Annotated in this window: 10 protein-coding genes and 1 pseudogene; 6 read left to right on the top strand and 5 right to left on the bottom strand. The window is 59.1% G+C overall.

Annotated features, from left to right (window positions below):
• The first annotated feature begins 183 nt into the window (after positions 1-183).
• Positions 184-1536, top strand: coding sequence for an NAD(P)/FAD-dependent oxidoreductase (locus ACLIRY_RS15545; RefSeq protein WP_413206331.1), 1353 nt, complete (start codon positions 184-186; stop codon positions 1534-1536).
• Between the two features lie 712 nt (positions 1537-2248).
• On the opposite strand, the pseudogene ACLIRY_RS15550 reads toward ACLIRY_RS15545, so the two are convergent.
• The 5 genes and pseudogenes from ACLIRY_RS15550 to ACLIRY_RS15570 form a co-directional block, all read right to left on the bottom strand.
• Positions 2249-2673, bottom strand: a pseudogene (locus tag ACLIRY_RS15550) (IS5 family transposase); the annotation flags it as partial.
• A 419-nt stretch (positions 2674-3092) separates the two neighbouring features.
• Positions 3093-4712: an ABC-F family ATP-binding cassette domain-containing protein gene (locus tag ACLIRY_RS15555; protein ID WP_413206332.1), complete on the bottom strand. Its 1620-nt coding sequence runs from the start codon at positions 4710-4712 to the stop codon at positions 3093-3095.
• 230 nt (positions 4713-4942) lie between these two features.
• Positions 4943-5383, bottom strand: a complete 441-nt coding sequence (locus ACLIRY_RS15560; RefSeq protein WP_413206333.1) for an ArsC/Spx/MgsR family protein — start codon at positions 5381-5383, stop codon at positions 4943-4945.
• Positions 5384-5514: 131 nt separating this feature from the next.
• Positions 5515-6411 (bottom strand): ADP-ribosyl-[dinitrogen reductase] hydrolase, encoded by an 897-nt coding sequence (gene draG, locus ACLIRY_RS15565; RefSeq protein WP_413206334.1) that lies wholly within the window; start codon positions 6409-6411, stop codon positions 5515-5517.
• Complete coding sequence (locus ACLIRY_RS15570; protein ID WP_413206335.1) at positions 6411-7244, bottom strand: NAD(+)--dinitrogen-reductase ADP-D-ribosyltransferase; 834 nt, start codon at positions 7242-7244, stop codon at positions 6411-6413. The genes draG and ACLIRY_RS15570 overlap by 1 nt, the downstream gene beginning before the upstream one ends.
• A gap of 385 nt (positions 7245-7629) precedes the next feature.
• Here ACLIRY_RS15570 and nifH point away from each other — a divergent pair, with 385 nt between their 5' ends.
• The 5 genes from nifH to ACLIRY_RS15595 all read left to right on the top strand — a co-directional run bounded on the left by nifH (position 7630) and on the right by ACLIRY_RS15595 (position 19926).
• Positions 7630-8526 (top strand): nitrogenase iron protein, encoded by an 897-nt coding sequence (gene nifH / locus ACLIRY_RS15575; protein ID WP_413206336.1) that lies wholly within the window; start codon positions 7630-7632, stop codon positions 8524-8526.
• A 108-nt stretch (positions 8527-8634) separates the two neighbouring features.
• Entirely contained in the window at positions 8635-10110 is a 1476-nt protein-coding gene (gene nifD, locus ACLIRY_RS15580; protein WP_413206337.1) for a nitrogenase molybdenum-iron protein alpha chain, read from the top strand.
• Between the two features lie 47 nt (positions 10111-10157).
• Positions 10158-11699, top strand: a complete 1542-nt coding sequence (gene nifK / locus ACLIRY_RS15585; protein WP_413206338.1) for a nitrogenase molybdenum-iron protein subunit beta — start codon at positions 10158-10160, stop codon at positions 11697-11699.
• Positions 11700-12212: 513 nt separating this feature from the next.
• Entirely contained in the window at positions 12213-13892 is a 1680-nt protein-coding gene (locus tag ACLIRY_RS15590; protein WP_413206339.1) for a methyl-accepting chemotaxis protein, read from the top strand.
• Positions 13893-14655: 763 nt separating this feature from the next.
• A complete protein-coding gene (locus ACLIRY_RS15595) occupies positions 14656-19926 on the top strand; it encodes a FecR domain-containing protein (protein ID WP_413206340.1) in 5271 nt (1756 codons plus the stop codon).
• Positions 19927-19997: the final 71 nt, after the last annotated feature.

The raw sequence follows: 19997 nt of genomic DNA on the forward strand, positions 1-19997 counted from the left end.
GATCACTATTTCGGCACCGCACAATTGTGAACAAGAAATAGGCTACCCAGCTTTCAATGCCCGTTCTTGACATTTTCGGCCAGGACCAGCCAAACCGGACGCTTGGCCGAAAATGTCAAGACGGCCCTCATCAGACGGGGCGCCATGGGGGGCCACCAGGAACCGGATAGGGGGAGCAAAGCGATGATCGCCGATTTAGTCGTCTTGGGGGGTGGACCAGCGGGAGCCGTCGCGGCACGGTTGGCTTCAACGCGGGGCGCCCATGTTATCCTGGTGGATCCGGACCGGACCCCCGAACGCCTGGAGGGTCTGAGCGAGCGGTTGCTCGGCTGGCTACGGAGCCAAGGCCTGGACTCTCACCTGCCCGAGGACTCGCCCTTTGTCCCCCGCAAGGCCCTTTGGGCCGGACGGGAAAGCGCCCACAATGGGGAATACTTGGTGGAGCGAGCCAGCCTCGACCGGAACCTGCGCACCGCAGCGAAGGACGCGGGCGCCAAAGTGGTCACGGCCAGCGGCACGGTGGACCGATTGGGGCCAGGACCTGACGTCAACGTCATCCTGTCGGACGGTCGCCAGATCCTCACCTCGCGGATCCTTGATGCCCGGGGCCGCAAGGCCCATGGAAAGCGCCCGGTTACCCGCGGTCCGGCGACCTTGGCCATCGGCAGTTGGTTCAAAGACCGAAGCGACGCCGCCCCCGAAGCCCGAATCCTGCCCTTCCCCGAAGGCTGGCTGTGGATCGCCCGCCCCGGGGGAGGGCGCCTCTGGGTTCAGGCCACCCTGGATGCCCGGGAGGGAGACGGAGCCTCCCCCGCCACCCGTCTCCACGACGCCCTCGAGAGCGCCTCGCGGGTCGGTGCCCTGCCCGATGGCGGGCCCGGCGGCTGGCCCAATGGCGGGTCCGAGACGACACCCCTTGGGGATCCCTTGGTCCGGGACTGCGCACCGGTCCTGCCGACCGACAGCATCGACCTTCGCCAGATCCCTGCGGGGGATGCGGCGGCGGGCATGGATCCCCTATCGGGCAATGGGATGTTCTGGGCGGTCTCCGGAGCGCTGGCCGCCTTCGCCGTGCTTGAAACCCTGGCCGCCCGCCCGGGACCGGACAGCGAGGCCCTGAGCCGACGGTATTTGGAGGAACGGATCCGCGAGACCTATCTGCGCCAAGCCCGCCTGGGTCGGGATTTCCTTCTCCAGGAAACCCGCTACGCAGAATATCCTTTTTGGGCAAGACGCCGATCCTTCCCGGACAGCCTCCCCCTCCATGGCCCAGAGGAACCGCCAACCGGATCCATCACGATCAAACGGACCATCGTGGTCGAGAAAGGCCTCCTGGTGGAACGGGATATCCTGGTCACGGACCAGGAACCCTCCGGCGTGGCCTGGCTGGCCGACATTCCAGCGGTGGAAGCCTATCACATGCTGCAAACCGGCGCCGGAGAGGACGCCCTCGCCTGGCGCTGGGGACCGGAGGCGACCCGAGCCGCAATGGCTTGGTTTCGGGCCCGGGGTCTTGCGCCCCTTAGAGCGGAATGAGGAAAAGTGTGTGCGGTTTTCCGTCTCATTCCGCTCTAACTATACTCTGTCTCCTTGAAAAACCAAAAAACGCGGGTCTTTGCCCCGTCCCCCACCGGGGCCTGAGGCCCCGGACCCCCATTCGCTTTTTTACCAATGGGATCAAAGGGTCGGTGACCCTTTGCAGGTCTGGGCAGAGCCCAGAAACTGCGAAGCAGGGTTTCCGGATTTTCAAGGACACTGAGTATATATGATTTAGATCACGTTTATGAAATCAGGTCGGACAGACCTGATTTCATCGTGATCTAGAGTCTGTGGACAATTATCGCATGGCGATGATGGTTGCCGCGAGGTTTACGGTTACGACAAAGCTGGTATCGGTTTTGTCATATCGTGTATTCACTGCTCTGAAGTCTTTGATTTTAGAGAAATAGTTCTCCACCAGGTGTCGCTTCGATACTTGTCCACATCATGCGGGATCGGGACTTTCCGATCCCGTTTGGATGGGATAACCCGATCCCGTTTGGATGGGATAACGGCCTCGGCTTCCGCATCTTTGAGAATTTTGCGGAGTGCGTCGTTATCAAAGGCCTTATACCAAGCGGCGCGGGTTGAAACCCACGCCGCTTTTCTTGCGTTCAAACGCCAGGCGGGCTTTTACGCGCCATAAGGCGCGGCGGCCGCTTGGCCGCTTCCAAGGTGCGGTGAGGCAAACTCACCGCACCTGGGTATTATCCGCAAGGAGAGCCCCAAAAGTCAGGCCCGAAATCAAGTCAGGCGCTCCAACACTGTCATGTCGCTGTCCTGGCCATAGGGAAAATCGGATCAAATTGCCCAGCGCATCCACGAGGGCCAGGATTTTGGTTGTCAGTCCGCCTTTAGAACGGCCAATGGCCTGATTCTAAGTCCCCCTTTTGCGCCGCTTGCCTTTTGGTGCACGCTGACGATTGTTCCATCAATCAAGACATACTCGAAGTCTGGATCACCAGAGACTGCGGTGAAAATCCGTTCGAAAACACCGTCTTCCGCCCAGCGCCGGAAGCGTCGAAAGATACTGTTCCAGTTGCCAAAACTTGGCGGCAAATCTCGCCAAGGCGCGCCAACACGGACCCGCCACAAGACAGCCTCGAGAAAAAGACGATTATCCCGCCCCGAACGCATGCTTCCCTCCCCAAAAGGGAGGGTGAATCACAAATAACGACCGCACACAACACTATTGTCCACAGACTCTAGCCTTGAAAGGGATCGTGTTGAGCAGGACTATTCGGCACAGATCGTCGTCAACTCTCTGGTGGTCATTAGAAAATTCCGGTTCCTAAGGCTGGATTCACACTTGTGTTGCTGGGACTCTTTATCGCACTTGCCATCACCTTCTTGAGCCAAATCTGACGAGACTGGCTCTCAGCGGAAGGGGATGCCGCGCGAGAGGGAGTGAAAATCGCGAACAATCTGAAACAGATTGGGACAGACGGTAGGTTCGCCCTTGGTGTGACTATTTGCATTAAACAAGGTGTCCGCTTCCTTTTTCCAACCTAGCCTCACATGATGACCAGTTTCCCCACCTGTCTCCGACGCCCTCACCCGTGAAGGCCGGGGGCTTCCTGGCCGGTGTTCTCCACGTATTCCGTGTAGCCGCCGCCATATTGGTGAATGCCGTCCGGGGTCAATTCCAGTACGCGGTTGGACAGCGCCGCCAGGAAATGGCGGTCGTGGGATACGAACAACATGGTGCCTTCGTAGCTCGCCAGGGCCTTGATCAGCATTTCCTTGGTGTCGAGGTCCAGGTGGTTGGTCGGCTCGTCCAGCACCAGGAAGTTGGGTGGGTCAAACAGCATGAGGGCCATTACCAAGCGGGCCTTTTCACCGCCAGACAGGACGGCGCATTTCTTCTCCACGTCGTCGCCGGAAAAGCCGAAACAGCCCGCCAGCGACCGCAAGGACCCCTGGTTCGCTTGCGGAAAGTGGTCCTCCAGGGACTCATAGACCGAGCGGCTGCCGTCCAGAATCTCCATGGCATGCTGCGAGAAGTAGCCCAGCTTGACGCTGGGACCTACCGTCACGCTGCCGCTGTCGGGCTGTGCGGTCTGGGCGACCAGCTTCAGCAGCGTCGATTTCCCCGCCCCATTGACCCCCATGACACACCAGCGCTCTTTGCGGCGGATGGTGATGTCGAGCCCGTTGAGAATGACCTTCTCCCCATAGGCCTTGCGCAGGTCCTTGAGCACGGCCACGTCATCGCCCGAGCGGGGCGCGGGCCGAATGTCGAAGGCCACGGTCTGGCGGCTGCGGGGAGGCTCGAAGCGCTCGATTTTGTCGAGCTTCTTCACCCGGCTCTGCACTTGCGAGGCATGGGAGGCCCGCGCCTTGAAGCGCTCGATGAACTTGATCTCCTTGGCCAGCATGGCCTGCTGGCGCTCGAATTGGGCCTGTTGCTGCTTTTCGTTTTGCGCCCGCTGCTGCTCGTAAAAGGCATAGTCGCCGGAATAGCTGTTCAGCGTTCCCCCGTCGATTTCGATGATCTTGGTGACGATCCGGTTCATGAATTCCCGGTCGTGGGAGGTGATCATCAGGGCGCCGTCATAGCCCTTGAGGAAGTCCTCCAGCCAGATCAGGCTTTCCAGGTCCAAGTGGTTGCTCGGTTCGTCCAACAGCATGACATCGGGCCGCATGAGCAGAATGCGGGCCAGGGCCACACGCATTTTCCATCCACCCGACAGGGCGCCCACGTCGCCGTCCATCATCTCCTGGCTGAAGCTCAAACCCGCCAGAACCTCCCGCGCCCGGCCCTCCAAGGCGTACCCGCCCAGGTCCTCGAAGCGGGCCTGGGCCTCGCCGTAGCGTTCGATGACTGCGTCCATGTCGTCGCGGTCCGGGTCGCACATGGCGGCTTCCAGTTCGGCCAATTCCGCAGAAATGGTGCTGACCGGCCCGGCGCCGTCCATCACCTCGGCCACCGCGCTTTGCCCTGCCATGTCTCCCACATCCTGGTTGAAATAGCCGATGGAGATCTGCTTTTCGACGGACATCTGGCCCGCGTCCGGCGTTTCCTCGCCCGTGATCAAGCGAAACAAGGTGGTCTTGCCCGCGCCATTGGGGCCGACCAAGCCCACCTTTTCCCCCCGGTTCAAAACCGCAGAGGAATCAAGGAAGAGGATGCGATGGCTGTTCTGCTTGCTGATGTTTTCGAAACGGATCATGGGAGGCTTTATTCCAGGAGAAGAAGAGCCCCCTTATGCCACAGGATGCGGGAAAGGACAGAGTCCCGATCCACCGCTCGGCCTCTCTCAATCGCCGAGTCTACCCCTTATACCAAGCGGCGCGGGTTTAAACCCACGCCGCTTTTCTTGCGTTCAAACGCCATGCGGGCTTTTACGCGCCATAAGGCGCGGCGGCCACTTGGCCGCTTCCAAGGTGCGGTGAGGCAAACTCACCGCACCTTGGTATTAGGTGGCGGGCAGGGCTCCGGTTCGCTCAGGTGGCTTTTCGGGCAGGTTTCCACATCCCGGGGCGCCGCCTCGGCGAGGCCGATCCAGGCCTCCACCTCGGCCATGTCGAAGCCAGCGCGTTTTTCGCCTGCAACCGCCATCAGGGGGCGGCGGATCAACAGGGGCTCGGCCACCATCAGGGCCAGGGCTTGCGCTTCGGTCAGGCTGGCGGGATCAATCTCGCCGCTTTTGACCTTGGGATTGGCTTTGTTGAACCACTCGGGGACGGGCTTGGCCCCGAAATAGGGGCGGAGAGTCTCCGCCGTCCAGGGTTCGGTCAGCAGGTTCCGGGGGAGCAGAGCATGCCCGGCAGAGGTCAGCAGAGCCTTTTGCTGGCTGTTGTTCTTGCACCCGGGCTTTTCAAAAAACGTCACTGTCGCCATTGTCGCAGACTCCCGACTAGATCAAACCGCCTTAAATCGGAATCGATTTAAGGCGGAAAATTTGATCTAGAATCCTATAGTTAGAGCATCGAGTGCACCGGAAAACCGGGTCCACTTTTCCGCTCGATGCTCTACACCATGCCAGAATCGAGGCCCGATTGGGCCAGCAGGTCGTCCACTTGACGGCGGATTTCCCGCTCGACCTTGGTGTCCAGCCTGGTCAACCAGCCATAGGGGATGGCGTGCACGCCATAGGTGGCGCCCGCCAACATGCCCACCAGCGCGCCGGTGGTGTCGGCATCGCCACCCTGGTTGACGGTCTGGATCACGCAGCTTTTGAAACTGTCGGTCACGAAATAGTAGTGCAGGACCGTTTGTACGGTATCGACGATATAGGCCGAGGACTGACCCTTGTAGGGTTCGAAACGGAATGTCTTATGCTGCTCCACCAGACGATTGGCTTCTTCCCGGCAGGCCTTCATGCCGGCCCCGGCGATCAGCATGTGGACCATGCGGCCAAACATCAGGGTCGCTGCGTCGGACAGGGGGTGGTTATGGGTGATATGGGCCTGCTCCAGGGTCCATTTCTCGAGCGTCTCAGGCTGCCCCAGGGTGGCCAGGGCCACGGGAAGGTTGCGCATGGCCGCCCCGTTGCCCCCATCCCCATCGTGATAGGGGGTGAAGGTGGTGCCCTCGGTCATGTAGCGGCGGATGCCCCGGCGGCAGGTGTTGCCCACGTCGACGGGTTTGGACTTCAGCCACCGGGCGAATTCCTCGCAGATGTCGACAATGTCAAAGGTGCCTTTGTTGGCCAGGGACCGGCCGATGGACAGGCACATTTCCGTGTCATCGGTCACCTGACCGGGCTTGAGCCGCAGCCAGCCGCCGCCGATCATCTTGCGGTGCAGTCCATATTGGGTGGCGATCTCGCCCGGGGTCATGAATTCGACCGTGGCGCCCAGGGCGTCGCCAACCGCGAGGCCCAGGTAAGCCCCGAGGGCACGGTCATGGGGTGTGGGTCCACTCATCAGAAGTAGCTCGCCTTCACAAGATAGTCGCCCCCGATCACCAGATATTCCCCCTCGCCCTTGAGGGGGTGGATCGGAAGCAACGTGTTGAAGAAGATCACCTTGGATAGGGGGACTTGGGCCTCCAGGATGGTATCTCCGAAACAGTCCGCGACACTGCGATCGTCGGTGAACGACACCAGATTGTTCATGCGGACCACGCGGGTAGTTTTGTCAATTTTTTCAACGAGAGGGTGTTCCGAGAAGTCGTTGACCCCTCGGTACAGGGTCAGCCTTGGTCGTAGCGGAGAGACGAACCGTCTCAACGACCACTGACAGAACTCGTACATAATGTCCAGTTGCATATAGATGGAATTGTTGTGGAAACGGGAGGACATTTTCTCCTCCACATATTCGATCCAGGCGGTCGAGGAAAATTTGTCGATCCGAGTCTTATGGTAGGTCGGAATCAGGCCGAAGCGGCTTTCCACCCAGCCCTTGAGCACGGCGCCTTCCTTGGCGTTGCTGTCATAGCCCCACCCCTTCAGCAGGCGCAGATAGCTGGACCGGAAGCGGCGGACCGTCGGGTCTTCGTTTTTCTTCGGCTTCTCCCTTTGCTCGGGATCAAGGCCGAAGACCGCAGCCATGTATTTGTGGATGGCCTCTGCCGCGCTGTCCAGGTCCGGGGCTTCGGCCAGCATTTCGAATAGTCCCCGGTTCATTTCCCGGACGCCCGAGATATGCAGCTCCGGTGCGGCCTCGTTGAACCGGGAACAGGCCAGCACCCCCGTGGGAATCCCCACAAGGTTGGTGCTGTGGCCAATGGACCGGCTATCGGTGTCGATGTCCTTCACCCCTTGGTTCCCCCCCACGCTGGTGAAAAAATCGGCGTCTTCTCCGTCTGCCCTTTCCCTTAGCACTAATAGGGACTCCGGTGGAAGCGCCTCGCGGGCGGAGCTGTCATGTTCGGGGGGAAGGCGAGATCCGACATCCTGTCGGGAGTCCGCGTAGAGCGCGACGGACTCCCGACAGGATGTCGTGTTTGTCGCGTTTCCGACAGCCCTTATAAAAACCTTACAAACCGTATGAGAAAACGGCAATGTATTGAAAATAAACAAATAAACACAGGTGAGGCGATTTTTTTCTGATTTGGCACGGGTCGTGCAAAGAGGGGTCCGAGCGTGGCGGAGGCGAGGCCCCGCCGAACAAATCGACCAATCAGTGTAAAGGACCGATTTCATGACCGCACTGCGTCAGATCGCTTTCTACGGTAAGGGTGGCATTGGCAAGTCCACCACCTCCCAGAACACCCTGGCCGCCCTGGTCGATATGGATCAAAAGATCCTGATCGTTGGTTGCGACCCCAAGGCCGACTCCACCCGCCTGATCCTCAACACCAAGCTGCAGGACACCGTGCTGCACCTGGCCGCCGAGGCCGGTTCCGTTGAGGACCTGGAACTCGAAGACGTTTTGAAGATCGGCTACAAGGACATCAAATGCGTTGAGTCCGGTGGCCCCGAGCCCGGCGTCGGCTGTGCCGGTCGTGGCGTGATCACCGCCATCAACTTCCTGGAAGAAAACGGTGCCTATGACGACGTCGATTATGTCTCCTATGACGTGCTCGGCGACGTGGTCTGCGGCGGCTTCGCCATGCCCATCCGCGAGAACAAGGCCCAGGAAATCTACATCGTCATGTCCGGTGAGATGATGGCGCTCTATGCCGCCAACAACATCTCCAAGGGCATTCTGAAGTATGCCCACACCGGCGGTGTCCGCCTCGGTGGCCTGATCTGCAACGAGCGTCAGACCGACAAGGAAGTCGAGCTGGCCGAGGCCCTGGCCGCCCGTCTCGGTTCCAAGCTGATCCACTTCGTACCCCGCGACAACATCGTCCAGCACGCCGAGCTGCGCCGCCAGACCGTCATCCAGTACGACGGCACGAGCAAGCAGGCCGGTGAATACCGTCAGCTGGCCGAGAAGATCCACAACAACTCCGGCCAGGGTGTCATCCCCACCCCGATCACCATGGAAGAGCTCGAGGACATGCTCATGGAGTTCGGCATCCTGAAGTCCGACGAGGAAGCCCTCGCCGAACTGGAGGCCAAGGAAGCCGCAGCCAAGGCTGCCGCCAACTAAGGCTCGCCACGCGTGACCGCCCCCGGCACCGAACGATCGGGGGCGGACGCAGCGGGCCCAAGGGCCCTCAATAACAGGCTGGACACCCGTAACTTAGGAGAGAGGACCATGAGCCTCGATTACACCAACGACGCGGACCTTGGTAAAAAGGCCATTGAAGAGGTCCTTGAGGTCTATCCCGACAAAGCCAAGAAGAAGCGCGCCAAGCACCTTGGCACCATCGAATCCGACGGCGAGGGCGCCAGCTCTTGCGGTGTGAAGTCCAACGTCAAGTCCGTCCCCGGCGCCATGACCGTCCGTGGCTGCGCCTACGCCGGATCCAAGGGCGTGGTCTGGGGTCCGATCAAGGACATGATCCACATCTCCCACGGCCCCGTTGGCTGTGGTCAGTATTCCTGGTCCCAGCGCCGTAACTACTACATCGGCAACACGGGCGTGGACACCTTCGTGACCATGCAGTTCACTTCCGATTTCCAAGAGCGGGACATCGTCTTTGGCGGCGACAAGAAGCTCGAAAAGATCATGGACGAAATCAAGGAGCTGTTTCCGCTGGCTCGCGGTGTGTCCATCCAGTCCGAATGTCCGATTGGTCTGATCGGAGACGACATCGAGGCCGTCGCCCGCAAGAAGTCCAAGGACATCGGTCTGCCGATCGTCCCCGTCCGCTGCGAAGGCTTCCGCGGTGTGTCCCAGTCCCTGGGTCACCACCTGGCGAATGACGCCATCCGCGACTGGGTCTTCTCCCGCGATGAAGTGACCGAGGACGGCTTCACCCAGGGCGCCTATGACGTCAACATCATCGGTGACTACAACATCGGTGGCGATGCCTGGGCCTCGCGCATTCTGCTGGAAGAGATGGGCCTGCGGGTCGTCGCCCAGTGGTCCGGTGACGCGACCCTGTCCGAAATCGAGCGCGCGCCCAAGGCGAAGCTGAATCTCATCCACTGCTACCGGTCGATGAACTACATCTGCCGCCATATGGAAGAGAAGTACAACATTCCCTGGATCGAATATAACTTCTTCGGTCCCTCGCAGATCGAGAAATCGATTCGCACCATCGCCAAGCAGTTTGACGAGACCATCCAGGCGAAGGCCGAGGAAGTGATCGCCAAGTACCGTCCGCTCGTGGACGCGGTGATCGCCAAGTATGAGCCCCGGCTGAAGGGCAAGTCCGTCATGCTGTACGTGGGCGGTCTGCGTCCCCGTCACGTGATCACCGCCTACGAAGATCTCGGCATGGAGATCTGCGGCGCGGGCTACGAATTTGCCCATAACGACGACTACCAGCGCACCACCGAATACGCCAAGGAAGGCACGCTGATTTTTGACGACGTGACCGGTTTCGAACTGGAGAAGTTTGTCGAGAAAATGCGCCCCGATCTGGTTGGTTCGGGCATTAAGGAAAAGTACGCCGTCCAGAAGATGGGTGTGCCGTTCCGCCAAATGCACTCCTGGGACTACTCGGGTCCCTACCACGGTTACGACGGGTTCGCGATCTTCGCGCGCGACATGGACATGGCCATCAACAATCCGGTCTGGGCCATGCACAAGACTCCCTGGGCGACCAAGGAAGCCGCCGAATAAACCCGTAACCAGTCGTCATTGACCCACCAGTCATGGGAGAAAATCAGATGCCCCAGAGCGCTGATAAGATTAAGGACCACATGCCCCTTTTCCGCGAGCCTGAGTACAAGGACATGCTCGCCAAGAAACGGGCCACCTTTGAAGGCGCCTACTCCGACGAGAAGATCGCCGAAGTGGCCGAGTGGACCAAGTCCTGGGAATACCGGGAGAAGAATCTGGAACGGACGGCGCTGACCGTCAACCCCAACAAGGCCTGTCAGCCTCTCGGGTCTCTGTATGCCTCCGCCGGTTTCGATGGCACCCTGGGCTACGTCCATGGCTCGCAAGGCTGCGCGGCCTACTTCCGGTCGCACCTGTCCCGTCACTTCAAGGATGCCTCCTCCCTGGTATCCGACTCCATGACCGAAGACGCGGCGGTGTTCGGTGGTCTGAACAACATGATCGACGGTTTGGCCAACGCCTATGCGCTGTACAAACCCAAGATGATCGCAGTCTGCACCTCCTGCATGGCCGAAGTCATTGGTGATGACCTGTCCGCCTTCATCGGCAACGCGAAGGAAAAGGGCAGCATCCCCGCCGACTTCAAGGTCCCCTTCGCCCACACCCCGTCCTTCGTCGGCAGCCATGTCACCGGCTACGACAACATGATGAAGGGCATTCTGACCGCGTTCTGGGCCAAGGAAACCCGGGGCGAGGTCACCGGCAAGATCAACGTGATCCCCGGTTTCGACGGCTACGGCGTGGCGAACATCCGCGAACTGAAGCGCGTCCTGAACATGATGGAGGTCGACTACACGGTTCTCTCCGACACCTCGGATGTCTATGACACCCCGACCGACGGCGAGTTCCGCATGTATGACGGCGGGACCACCCAGGAAGAGACTTTGGAGGCCCTGAACGCCAAGGCCACCCTGTCCTTGACCGAGGCCTGCACCCCGCAGACCCTCAGCTACATCAAAGGCTTGGGCCAAGAGACCGCCGCCTTCCACTACCCGATGGGTGTGCAGGCCACCGATGAATTCCTGATGAAAGTCGCCGAGCTGACCGGCAAGGCGATCCCCGAGGAACTGGCCAAGGAACGCGGTCGTCTGGTTGATGCCATGGCCGACTCCATGTCCTGGCTGCACGGCAAGAAGATGGCCGTCTACGGCGATCCGGACTTCTGCATCGGGATGACCCGCTTCCTGCTGGAGTTGGGCATCGAGCCGGTCCACGTTCTGTGCACCAACGCCAAGAAGCCCTGGGAAAAGAAGATGAAGGCGATGCTGGAAGCCAGCCCCTTCGGAAAGGATACCCAGGTGTGGGCAGGCAAGGATCTGTGGCACCTGCGCTCCCTGCTCGCCACCGAGCCCGCCGATTACCTGATCGGCAACTCCTACGGCAAGTACCTGGAGCGGGATCTGGGCATCCCCTTGATTCGCCTGACCTTCCCGATCTTCGACCGGCACCACCACCACCGGTTCCCGACCATGTTCTACCAGGGCAGCCTGCGCGTGCTGACCACCCTGCTGGACAAGATCTTCGATACCATGGATCTGGACACCATCGACACGGCGGTCACCGATTACAGCTACGATCTGACCCGCTAGTCACCTGTCGAATATGGGGTGGAGAGTGGGAGCCCATCCTTCCCTCTCCAAACCAAAACAACCGCCCGGGAGCCCATCCTCCCGGGCGGTTTTTTTGTTCCAGATCCTCCAATATGCCTCCGGCTGAAAGGAAGGGCGAGGCAAGCCATTCGATGGAATGAGAGGGGGAGGTCGACTTGTCGAATCCATTGCGTCGTCTTTGGAGGAAGGAGCCTGTTTCTCTGAAGTGAGGACCGAATGGAATGAGTCCCATTTTACTTTCTGAAATTAGAATGAATAAAATTAGTTCGGAAAGACCCTTTTTTTGAACGATTTTTTTCCTTCTGAAAACATGTGCTGATGTCTCGTTTTTTAAATTAAGGGCTTGCAATTCATGAAAAGACGGCATGCTGTTCTATTTTAGTTGTAATTTCCAAATTACATAGGCTTCTATGATTTCGGCAGTTACTGTTTCCCGTCAATGAAGCGACAGTATATGTCAGAATTTGAATCTGTCCTTTCTCTAACCTGGAGATGAAAATGAATATAGGTGTGTCTATTAGGATATCTGCAGGTTTTTTTGCTTCATTGATCGCTCTCTTAGGTATTTGTGTCCTGAGTTATGTTTCTATCCAAAAGCTTTCCGCCCTTCAGGACGAAAGTACACAAAGAGTGACGAATACGTTCTTAATTTTCGAGTTGTCCGATATGGTTCCTCGTTTGTACCAAATTATTGCTGATGCCGAGATTAATCGTGATTTCAAGGCCACGGCGGAGGCCTGGGAGGCCGCGAAGACTCACATGGAGCGGCAGATCGGCCTTGTCAGCGGAATTGTCATTCAGCCTGAGAATGTGCATCTCAATCAAGACGCGAAAAAGGCCTATCTCGCTTTGGTCGATCTTTTTGAAGGGAAGATGTTGCCCCTGTTGAAGGAGAGTGATCAGTTCACGTCCGATATCCGGGATCTGGACGGAGAAATTGATTCTCAAGTCAGTATAATGGCGGAAAAATACAGAGCTATCCTCCAGTCTTTGCGTCACGAGGCCGACGATGCAGGCGGTGTTTTCGATCGTGTCTCATCAAGTACGACGACGATGACCGCAACGGTGGCGACTGTTGCCTTGTTTCTTGTTGTTCTGATTGGGGGCTTTACCGTCCGAAGCATTGTTGGTCCGATCCGGGCGATGGTAAACGCCATGCTTCGCCTGGCCGAAGGCGCATTGGATACCGATGTTCCCGCGACCAACCGCCGAGATGAAATCGGGCAGATGGCCGGTGCCGTCCAGGTGTTTAAGGCGAATGCCGTCGAAAAGGTTCGGCTGGAGGCGGAACAAGCGGAGGCAGAGATCCGAGCCAGGGAGGAAAAGCGTGTCGCCATGGACCAGATGGCTGACCAATTCGAAGCTTCGGTTGGTGATGTCGTGAGGGCGGTGACGGGGGCGGCCGTCGAAATGGAGGCAACGGCTCAGGCGATGTCGAAGGCGGTGGAGCATGCGGGAATGCGGTCATCGACCGTGGCAGCGGCGACCGAACAGACAGCGGCCAATGTTCAGACGGTGGCGTCCGCGACGGAAGAATTGACCTCGTCGATTGGCGAAATTGGTCGGCAAGTGCAGCAGTCGGCGCGCGTTGCTTCTGGCGCGGTTCAGGAAATGGACGTCACGAACAGGCAGATACAAAGTTTGGCAGAGGCCGCGCAGGAGATTGGCGAGGTGCTTGGCATGATTACGGATATTGCCTCGCAAACGAATCTTCTGGCGCTGAACGCCACGATTGAGGCGGCGCGCGCGGGCGAGGCGGGCAAGGGGTTCGCCGTGGTTGCCAATGAAGTCAAAAGTTTGGCGGGGCAGACAGCCAAGGCGACGGATCGGATCAGTGGTCAGATCGCCGACATTCAGGCGGCTTCGGACCAGGCCGTCAAGGCGATGAGTTCGATTGGGCAGACAATCAGTGAGATTGACTCCATTGCCGGTGCCATTTCATCCGCAGTCGAACAGCAGGCGGCGGCAACGCGGGAGATCGCTTGCAATATCGAGCAGGCTGCGAAGGGAACCCAGGACGTAACGGTCAATATCACTGACGTGGCCAAAGCGACGACGGAAGCCGGTGTTGCCTCGAATCAGGTGCTTGGATCCGCCAGGGGGGTGTCCCAGCAATCTGAAAAATTGGGCCGGGAAGTCGATGCTTTCGTTTCACGGGTTCGCGCCGCCTGACGATTGTTACATCAAGCGGCGCAGGCTGAAACCTGCGCCGTTTTTTCCTGCGTTCACATGTCACGCAGGCTTTACCGTGCCGGAAGGCGCGGCGGCTCCTTGGCCGCTTCCAAGGGGGCGCCTTTTCGTGGCCGGATGAACGGTACACGACAGGGGTGGCCCATCACGGGGCTTTGCCCCGTCCCCCACTGGGGCCGTCGACCCCAGCAGACCCCGAGCTTTTATTTGTTAAAGAAAAATGGGGGTTTGGGGGCATTGGCCCCCAAATGGGCTTGGGCAATCGCCCAAAAAAGACGAGACACAGTCGTGTTGTGTACCGGGGCAGGGTGCGTGAATAGATTTGATTTACGGCCTCCACTGCCTAAAGCTAGGGATTTTTTACCCTCTCCGGGGAACGTCTCCAAGCAGGTTGTGGTCTTCGTTGAATAGCGGGAAATGTTTTGCATTTTCTTTGGGGAGAAAGCGGGAGGAAAACTGGTTTTCCCTTTCCTTCCTTGAAAAGGGTGGGCTGATCTCATGAATAAATACTACCTAGTATTGTTAATGTGTTTCTAAATTTTCTCCATGGGTTTTATCCTGATCTTTAATGTGGTTGTGCTTTTCTTATTTTAGGGTTTACTTATTTCAGGGCGGCTATCGGATGTGAGAGGATGGCCGTTAGAGGGTAGGAACAGTGAACTTGAGAAGGTGGGCCAAATTTGAGGCTTGACCTTGGATAATAGAGCCGACGCCAGCCTTGAGGCGGTTCGTGTGGAGCCGAGATATGAGTCTGAACGAAACGGGTGTTGCCTCACCTGCGGAAGCGGGTGGCGCGCTGTTCATGGGGGAAAAGGGGGGAGAAAATGTCCCGTCTGGCCCTGATTACCTGACTCTGGGCGTTGAGGACCTCGCCAATTGGCCGGGCGGTGCGCGGCTTCTGGTGGCTGGGGACTATGGTCGTGACGGGAATGACCTGATCCTTCATGGTCCGGACGGCCCTCCCGTTCTCATTTCGGATTACTTTGGTTCGGAAACCCCTCCGGCCCTGGTGGGACCTGGGGGGGTGACCATATCTGCGGCTTTGGTAGACCGCCTGACCGGGGGCATGGCTCCGGGGCAGGTGGCTCAGGCTGCTACGGTCAACGAAGGAATTGGCGCCATCGGTTCCGTAACCCGGGCCGAGGGGACCGTGACGGTCATTCGAACCGATGGGACCTTGGTCGAAGTCCAGGCCGGCGATCCCATTTACCAAGGCGATGTCGTTTCCACCTCTGGGGATGGTGCGGTGGGCATTACCTTTGTTGATGGTTCGGCTTTCTCCCTTGGGGGAAGTGGCCGGATGGTCCTGGACGAGATGGTTTATGACCCGGGCACGGGAGAGGGGACGTCTGCGGTCAGTCTCGTTTCCGGCGTCTTTTCCTTTGTGTCCGGCGAGGTCGCCAAGAATGGTCCGGACGCCATGACCGTGGCCACCCCCGTGGGCACCATCGGCATTCGGGGAACCAAGGGCGTTATCACGTTGGTGGTGCCCGAGGGGACGAACCTGGAGGATTTGAACGGCTTGGCTGGCCGGGCCAATGCCTTGGGCCTGAACTTCCAAGTGGTTCTGCTGCCCGAAGCCAATGACACGACGGGCGAGATCATTTTTACCGGTTTGAACGGGCAAAGCCAGACCCTGAATCTGCCCTATGACGGTATCAAGGTGACCCTGTCTGACGTACTGGATCAAGTGGAATTAAATGTCTCTCGGTTCTCAGCCAATGAACTGGAGATGCGCCAGGATGAAGATCTGAACCGTTCCCTGGACTTTTTGCCATCGGACGGTGGCGAGGACGGCAAGAGCGGGGACCAGGGAAATCTGGATACAAATTGGGATGGTCTGTCGAATGTGGCGGAGATCATTGATCAGGATCCCAGTTATGTCGATCCCTTCGATGTGGTGGGCAGGGGAACAGGCCAGGGCAGTGGCGGGAATACGGGTAGTGTGGCGGATCTGATCAACAAGATCACCAATTCCGTCCTGGATATCTACAAGAGCACCTCCGGCGATATCGTTCGGACTGATGGCTATGGGGAGACATGGCAAAATGAGGAGACCGGTACTGAGGAAACCGCCGACTCCTCCGGGACGTCACTCAACAATGGGCGGTATGTGGTTGCGTTTTCCGGGGGGGTCTATAACGATCCGAATTCAACGCTTCCCCTTGAAATCACCGGCGGCAGCGGCGGTGATGAGATCACGACCGGCAGCGGAAATGATCTGGTTTTCGGAGGGGCGGGAAATGACATTCTGAAGACCAACGGTGGTGACGATATTGTCTATGGTGGATCGGGCGACGACATCATCATCGGTGGCTCCGGGCATGGCAATGACACCTATTTCGGGGGCTCAAGCGAGACCGACGATGACAGTGTCAATGACTGGGTGAAGTATCCCTCCGCGACTCATGCGATCACCGTCAACCTGACCACGGGGCGGGCCAATGGCGTAGATATCGACACCGATGTTCTGTACGGCATTGAGCATGTTTTGGGCGGCGACGGATCCGATAGCATCACCGGTAACGCTGCCAACAACATTCTGCAGGGCGGCGCGGGGGGCAACGATACTTTGGACGGCGCTGGGGGCACGGACACCCTGGAAGGCGGAAGCGGAGATGACGTCTTGGTCTATTCCGCTGGCAATGACCTCTATCGGGGCGGGGACGGGACCGATACCATCCTGGTGCAGAACGGAGCCACGCTAAACCTGACCTCTACTTGGTATTCCGAGATTTCCAGCATGGAGCGGATGGAGTTGGGGACAGGGGCCAATACCCTGGTGGTTGGATCTTCCACCAGTTGGTCGGCCATCTTCGGTAACACGCTTTATGTGAAGGCCGGAGGGGACGATACGGTTTCTGCGACCGGGTGGTCGTTCAGCGGAACCACTACCGAATCTGGTGTCACCTACAATACCTTTACCTTGGATGGCAAAACCCTGGCCATCCAGGACGGAGCCCAGTTGAGTGGGATCTCCACGGTCGAGGAGACCCCCTCCACGGTCGAGGAGACTCCTTCCACGGGCCAGGAGGCCCCCAAGGCCACCTTCGCTGTGGCCGATGCGTCCGGGGCCGAGGACACAGCTATTTCGCTAAATCCCACGCTTTCGGCCAATGGGTCGGAGGATACGCTGACCAAGGTGTTGGTGACGGGCCTCCCCAGTGGCGCCTCCCTGTCCTTGGGAACCTATGATGCGGCGGTCGGTGGGTGGGTGATTTCCTCCAGCGCTGACCTCGGAAATATGGCTTCTCTGAAGGTCACCCCGGCGTCCAATAGCGACGCAGATTTCACGCTGACCTTCACGGCGACCTACGGCGCCACGGGCTCCTCTTATACCGTGACGGACACGGCGGCCGTGACGGTTGCGGCGGTGGCGGATGCGCCCAGTCTGACGGTTGGCGGGGAAGGGGGCCTGATTTCGAGCGGTTCCATCGTGGTTTTCGATAACGACACCTACGTGGATTCCTCGCCGGATGGCAGTTCCGAGGCCGAGGCGGACAACCTGTTTCTGACGTTTCAGGACAATGGGCACGCGGTGTCCAAATTGACGGCTTTCGACGAGTCATCCTTGACAGCGGCACTGGCCAACGCTGATGTGTTTGCGATTCCGGAACTGGGAGAAGGGCGGTCGTCCTGGGTTGACGCCTTGACCGAGGGTGCGAAGGCAGCCATCCGGAATTACGTCAGCAATGGCGGGACGTTGATCGTCATGGGGGCGCACTCTTCTGGCGACGCGGATCTTCTGAACGATCTCTTCGATTTTTCCTTGACCCATGTTGCGGTTCCCGGCGCGTCGACCAAGACCGAGGCGGCGGCGGAGACGGTTTTTTCCTCCACGGCGTCGACCATTCCCTGGCTGAATGCCACGCGGGGGTTCACCACCTCCACCCTGCCGTCGGGTAGCACGTCGATCTATACCAACGGGGCCGTCACGACGGTGGCCTTGATGTCCTATGGCACTGGCCAGATCAGCTATTTGGGCGCGGACTGGTATAATACGGCGCCCAATGGAACACAGGATGGGGGGTGGCTGGATGTCCTGAAGGCAGCGACCTCCAGGACGGGGGCGGGTCTCACGGTTGATCGGGGAGAGCAGGTGACCCTCTCGCTGTCCGCGTCCCTGACGGATACGGACGGCAGCGAGACCATGGGGCTGGTGCTGTCGGGCATTCCCAATGCGGTCTCGGTCACCGTCGACGGAGAGACAATCGCCAAGAACGCGGACGGGACTGTCTCCCTGACCGCAGAACAGGCAACCAAGGCGATCAAGCTGGTGCCGGACAGCTCCTATACGGGCTCGTTTACCCTGACGGTCACGGCAACGGCGACGGAAACCTCCAACGGGGATACGGCCTCCACGGTTCAGACAGCGACGGTCACGGTCAATGATGTGACCACCGTTTGGCAAGGGGACACGGCACATGCCGACTTCCAATCTGCGGGCAACTGGTCGGGCGGTGTTGGTGTCAGTGAACTGGTGAAATGGATCATCAAGACCACCGATCCGGCCAGCTTCACGGTCGGATCGGTCACAACCCGGGGAGGGATCATTTCCGATGGGGGGCACCTGACTGTTTCGGGCGGGAACCTGATCCTGAACAGCGGGACCTCGACGGTGGAAAGCGGCGCCTTCCTCACGGTGTCGGGGGGAGGCTTGACCGTAAACGGCAGCCTGTCGTCCACAGGAAGCTTGAGTCTTTCTTCTGGCCTGATCGATGGGACCGGGGTGCTCACCTCCTCCGGAGATTTCGCCTTTAGTGGCGGAACCCTGGATTTGGACCAGACGGTTGCCCTGAGCGGGACGTCGGCTTTCTCCGGTACGGACCTGACCCTGAAGGGCAATCTGACCAACACCGGGCATCTGACCGACAGCGCCAGCCGGATCCTGCTCCAGGACAGCGCCATATTGACCAACGACGGAACCTTCACCGTCGCGGGCACGGTTACCCTGGAAAGCACCGATGACGCCAATAATGGTGCCTTTGTGAACAATGGCCTGCTCAATGGCTCGGGCACCCTGACCGTGAACGACGGTTTCACCCTGCATGGAACCATCGATCCGGGGACGTCGGAGGGCATCGGCAATCTGACGATCAGCCGTCCCGGGACCCTGTCCCTGGATACCAATCTCCACCTGAGCTTCGATCTGCAGGGGGGGACTGCGGCGGGGACGGATTACGACGCCCTGCATTTCATCGGAGGAACCTTGTCCGTGGAAGGGACGGAGGTCACGCTGGTCTCCGGAACGGACTCCGGGAGTTACCATATTCAGAACGGGGATTCCCTGGACCTGATCAGTTGGGCCAATGCCACTCGGACGGACTTCACCTTCAACGATGAGTCCCTGATCACTCGGGTCGCAGGGGTGGCCAATACCGTGGCCAAGCCCACCTATGACGGGACGGGCCTCCACATGGAGGGGCTTTCCGTTACGGGGGGATCCGCCACCAGTGGTCAGGATGTCTACGTGGGAACCACTGGTGCCGAAAGTTTTGACGGACAGGGCGGGAACGACGTGGTCCTGCTGCTGGATGGCGCAGACAGCTTCACCCTGCGGGGAGATGTCTCGGAATTCAACGGTTTCCTGGATGGGGGAAAGGGGCTGGATACCTTGGTCCTGGGCGACGACATGACCGGATTCAGCCTTGAGGCCATCGCCGAAGGCAAGGTGGAGCAGTTTGAGGTTTTGACCCTGGCCGACAGGTCGGGAGGGCTCTCCCTGGGGATCAGCCAACAGGGAGTACAAGCCCTGAACGGCGATACGGATGCTCTGGCGGGCATTCTGCCCAGTGGGTCGGGACTCACAGCCTCGTCCCTTGACGGGTTTGCCATCGTCACCGGTGATGCCGACGATACGATCATTCTGTCGGATGGGGGCTGGACTGCAGGGGGAACCGTTTCCATGGATGCCGTTGCCGACTCGGACAACACCCCGGAGTCCTATACGATATACACCAACGGGAATACGGCATTGTTCGTGGATTCTGACGTGGCGGTCACCACACCGAGTTGACCTTTTGTACCAAAGCGGCGCGGGGTGAAACCCACGCCGCTTTTAAGGTGCGGCAGGTTAAACTCACCGCA

Origin of the sequence: Rhodospirillum sp. A1_3_36, assembly GCF_047263945.1 — a bacterium.
Lineage (GTDB): Bacteria > Pseudomonadota > Alphaproteobacteria > Rhodospirillales > Rhodospirillaceae > Rhodospirillum.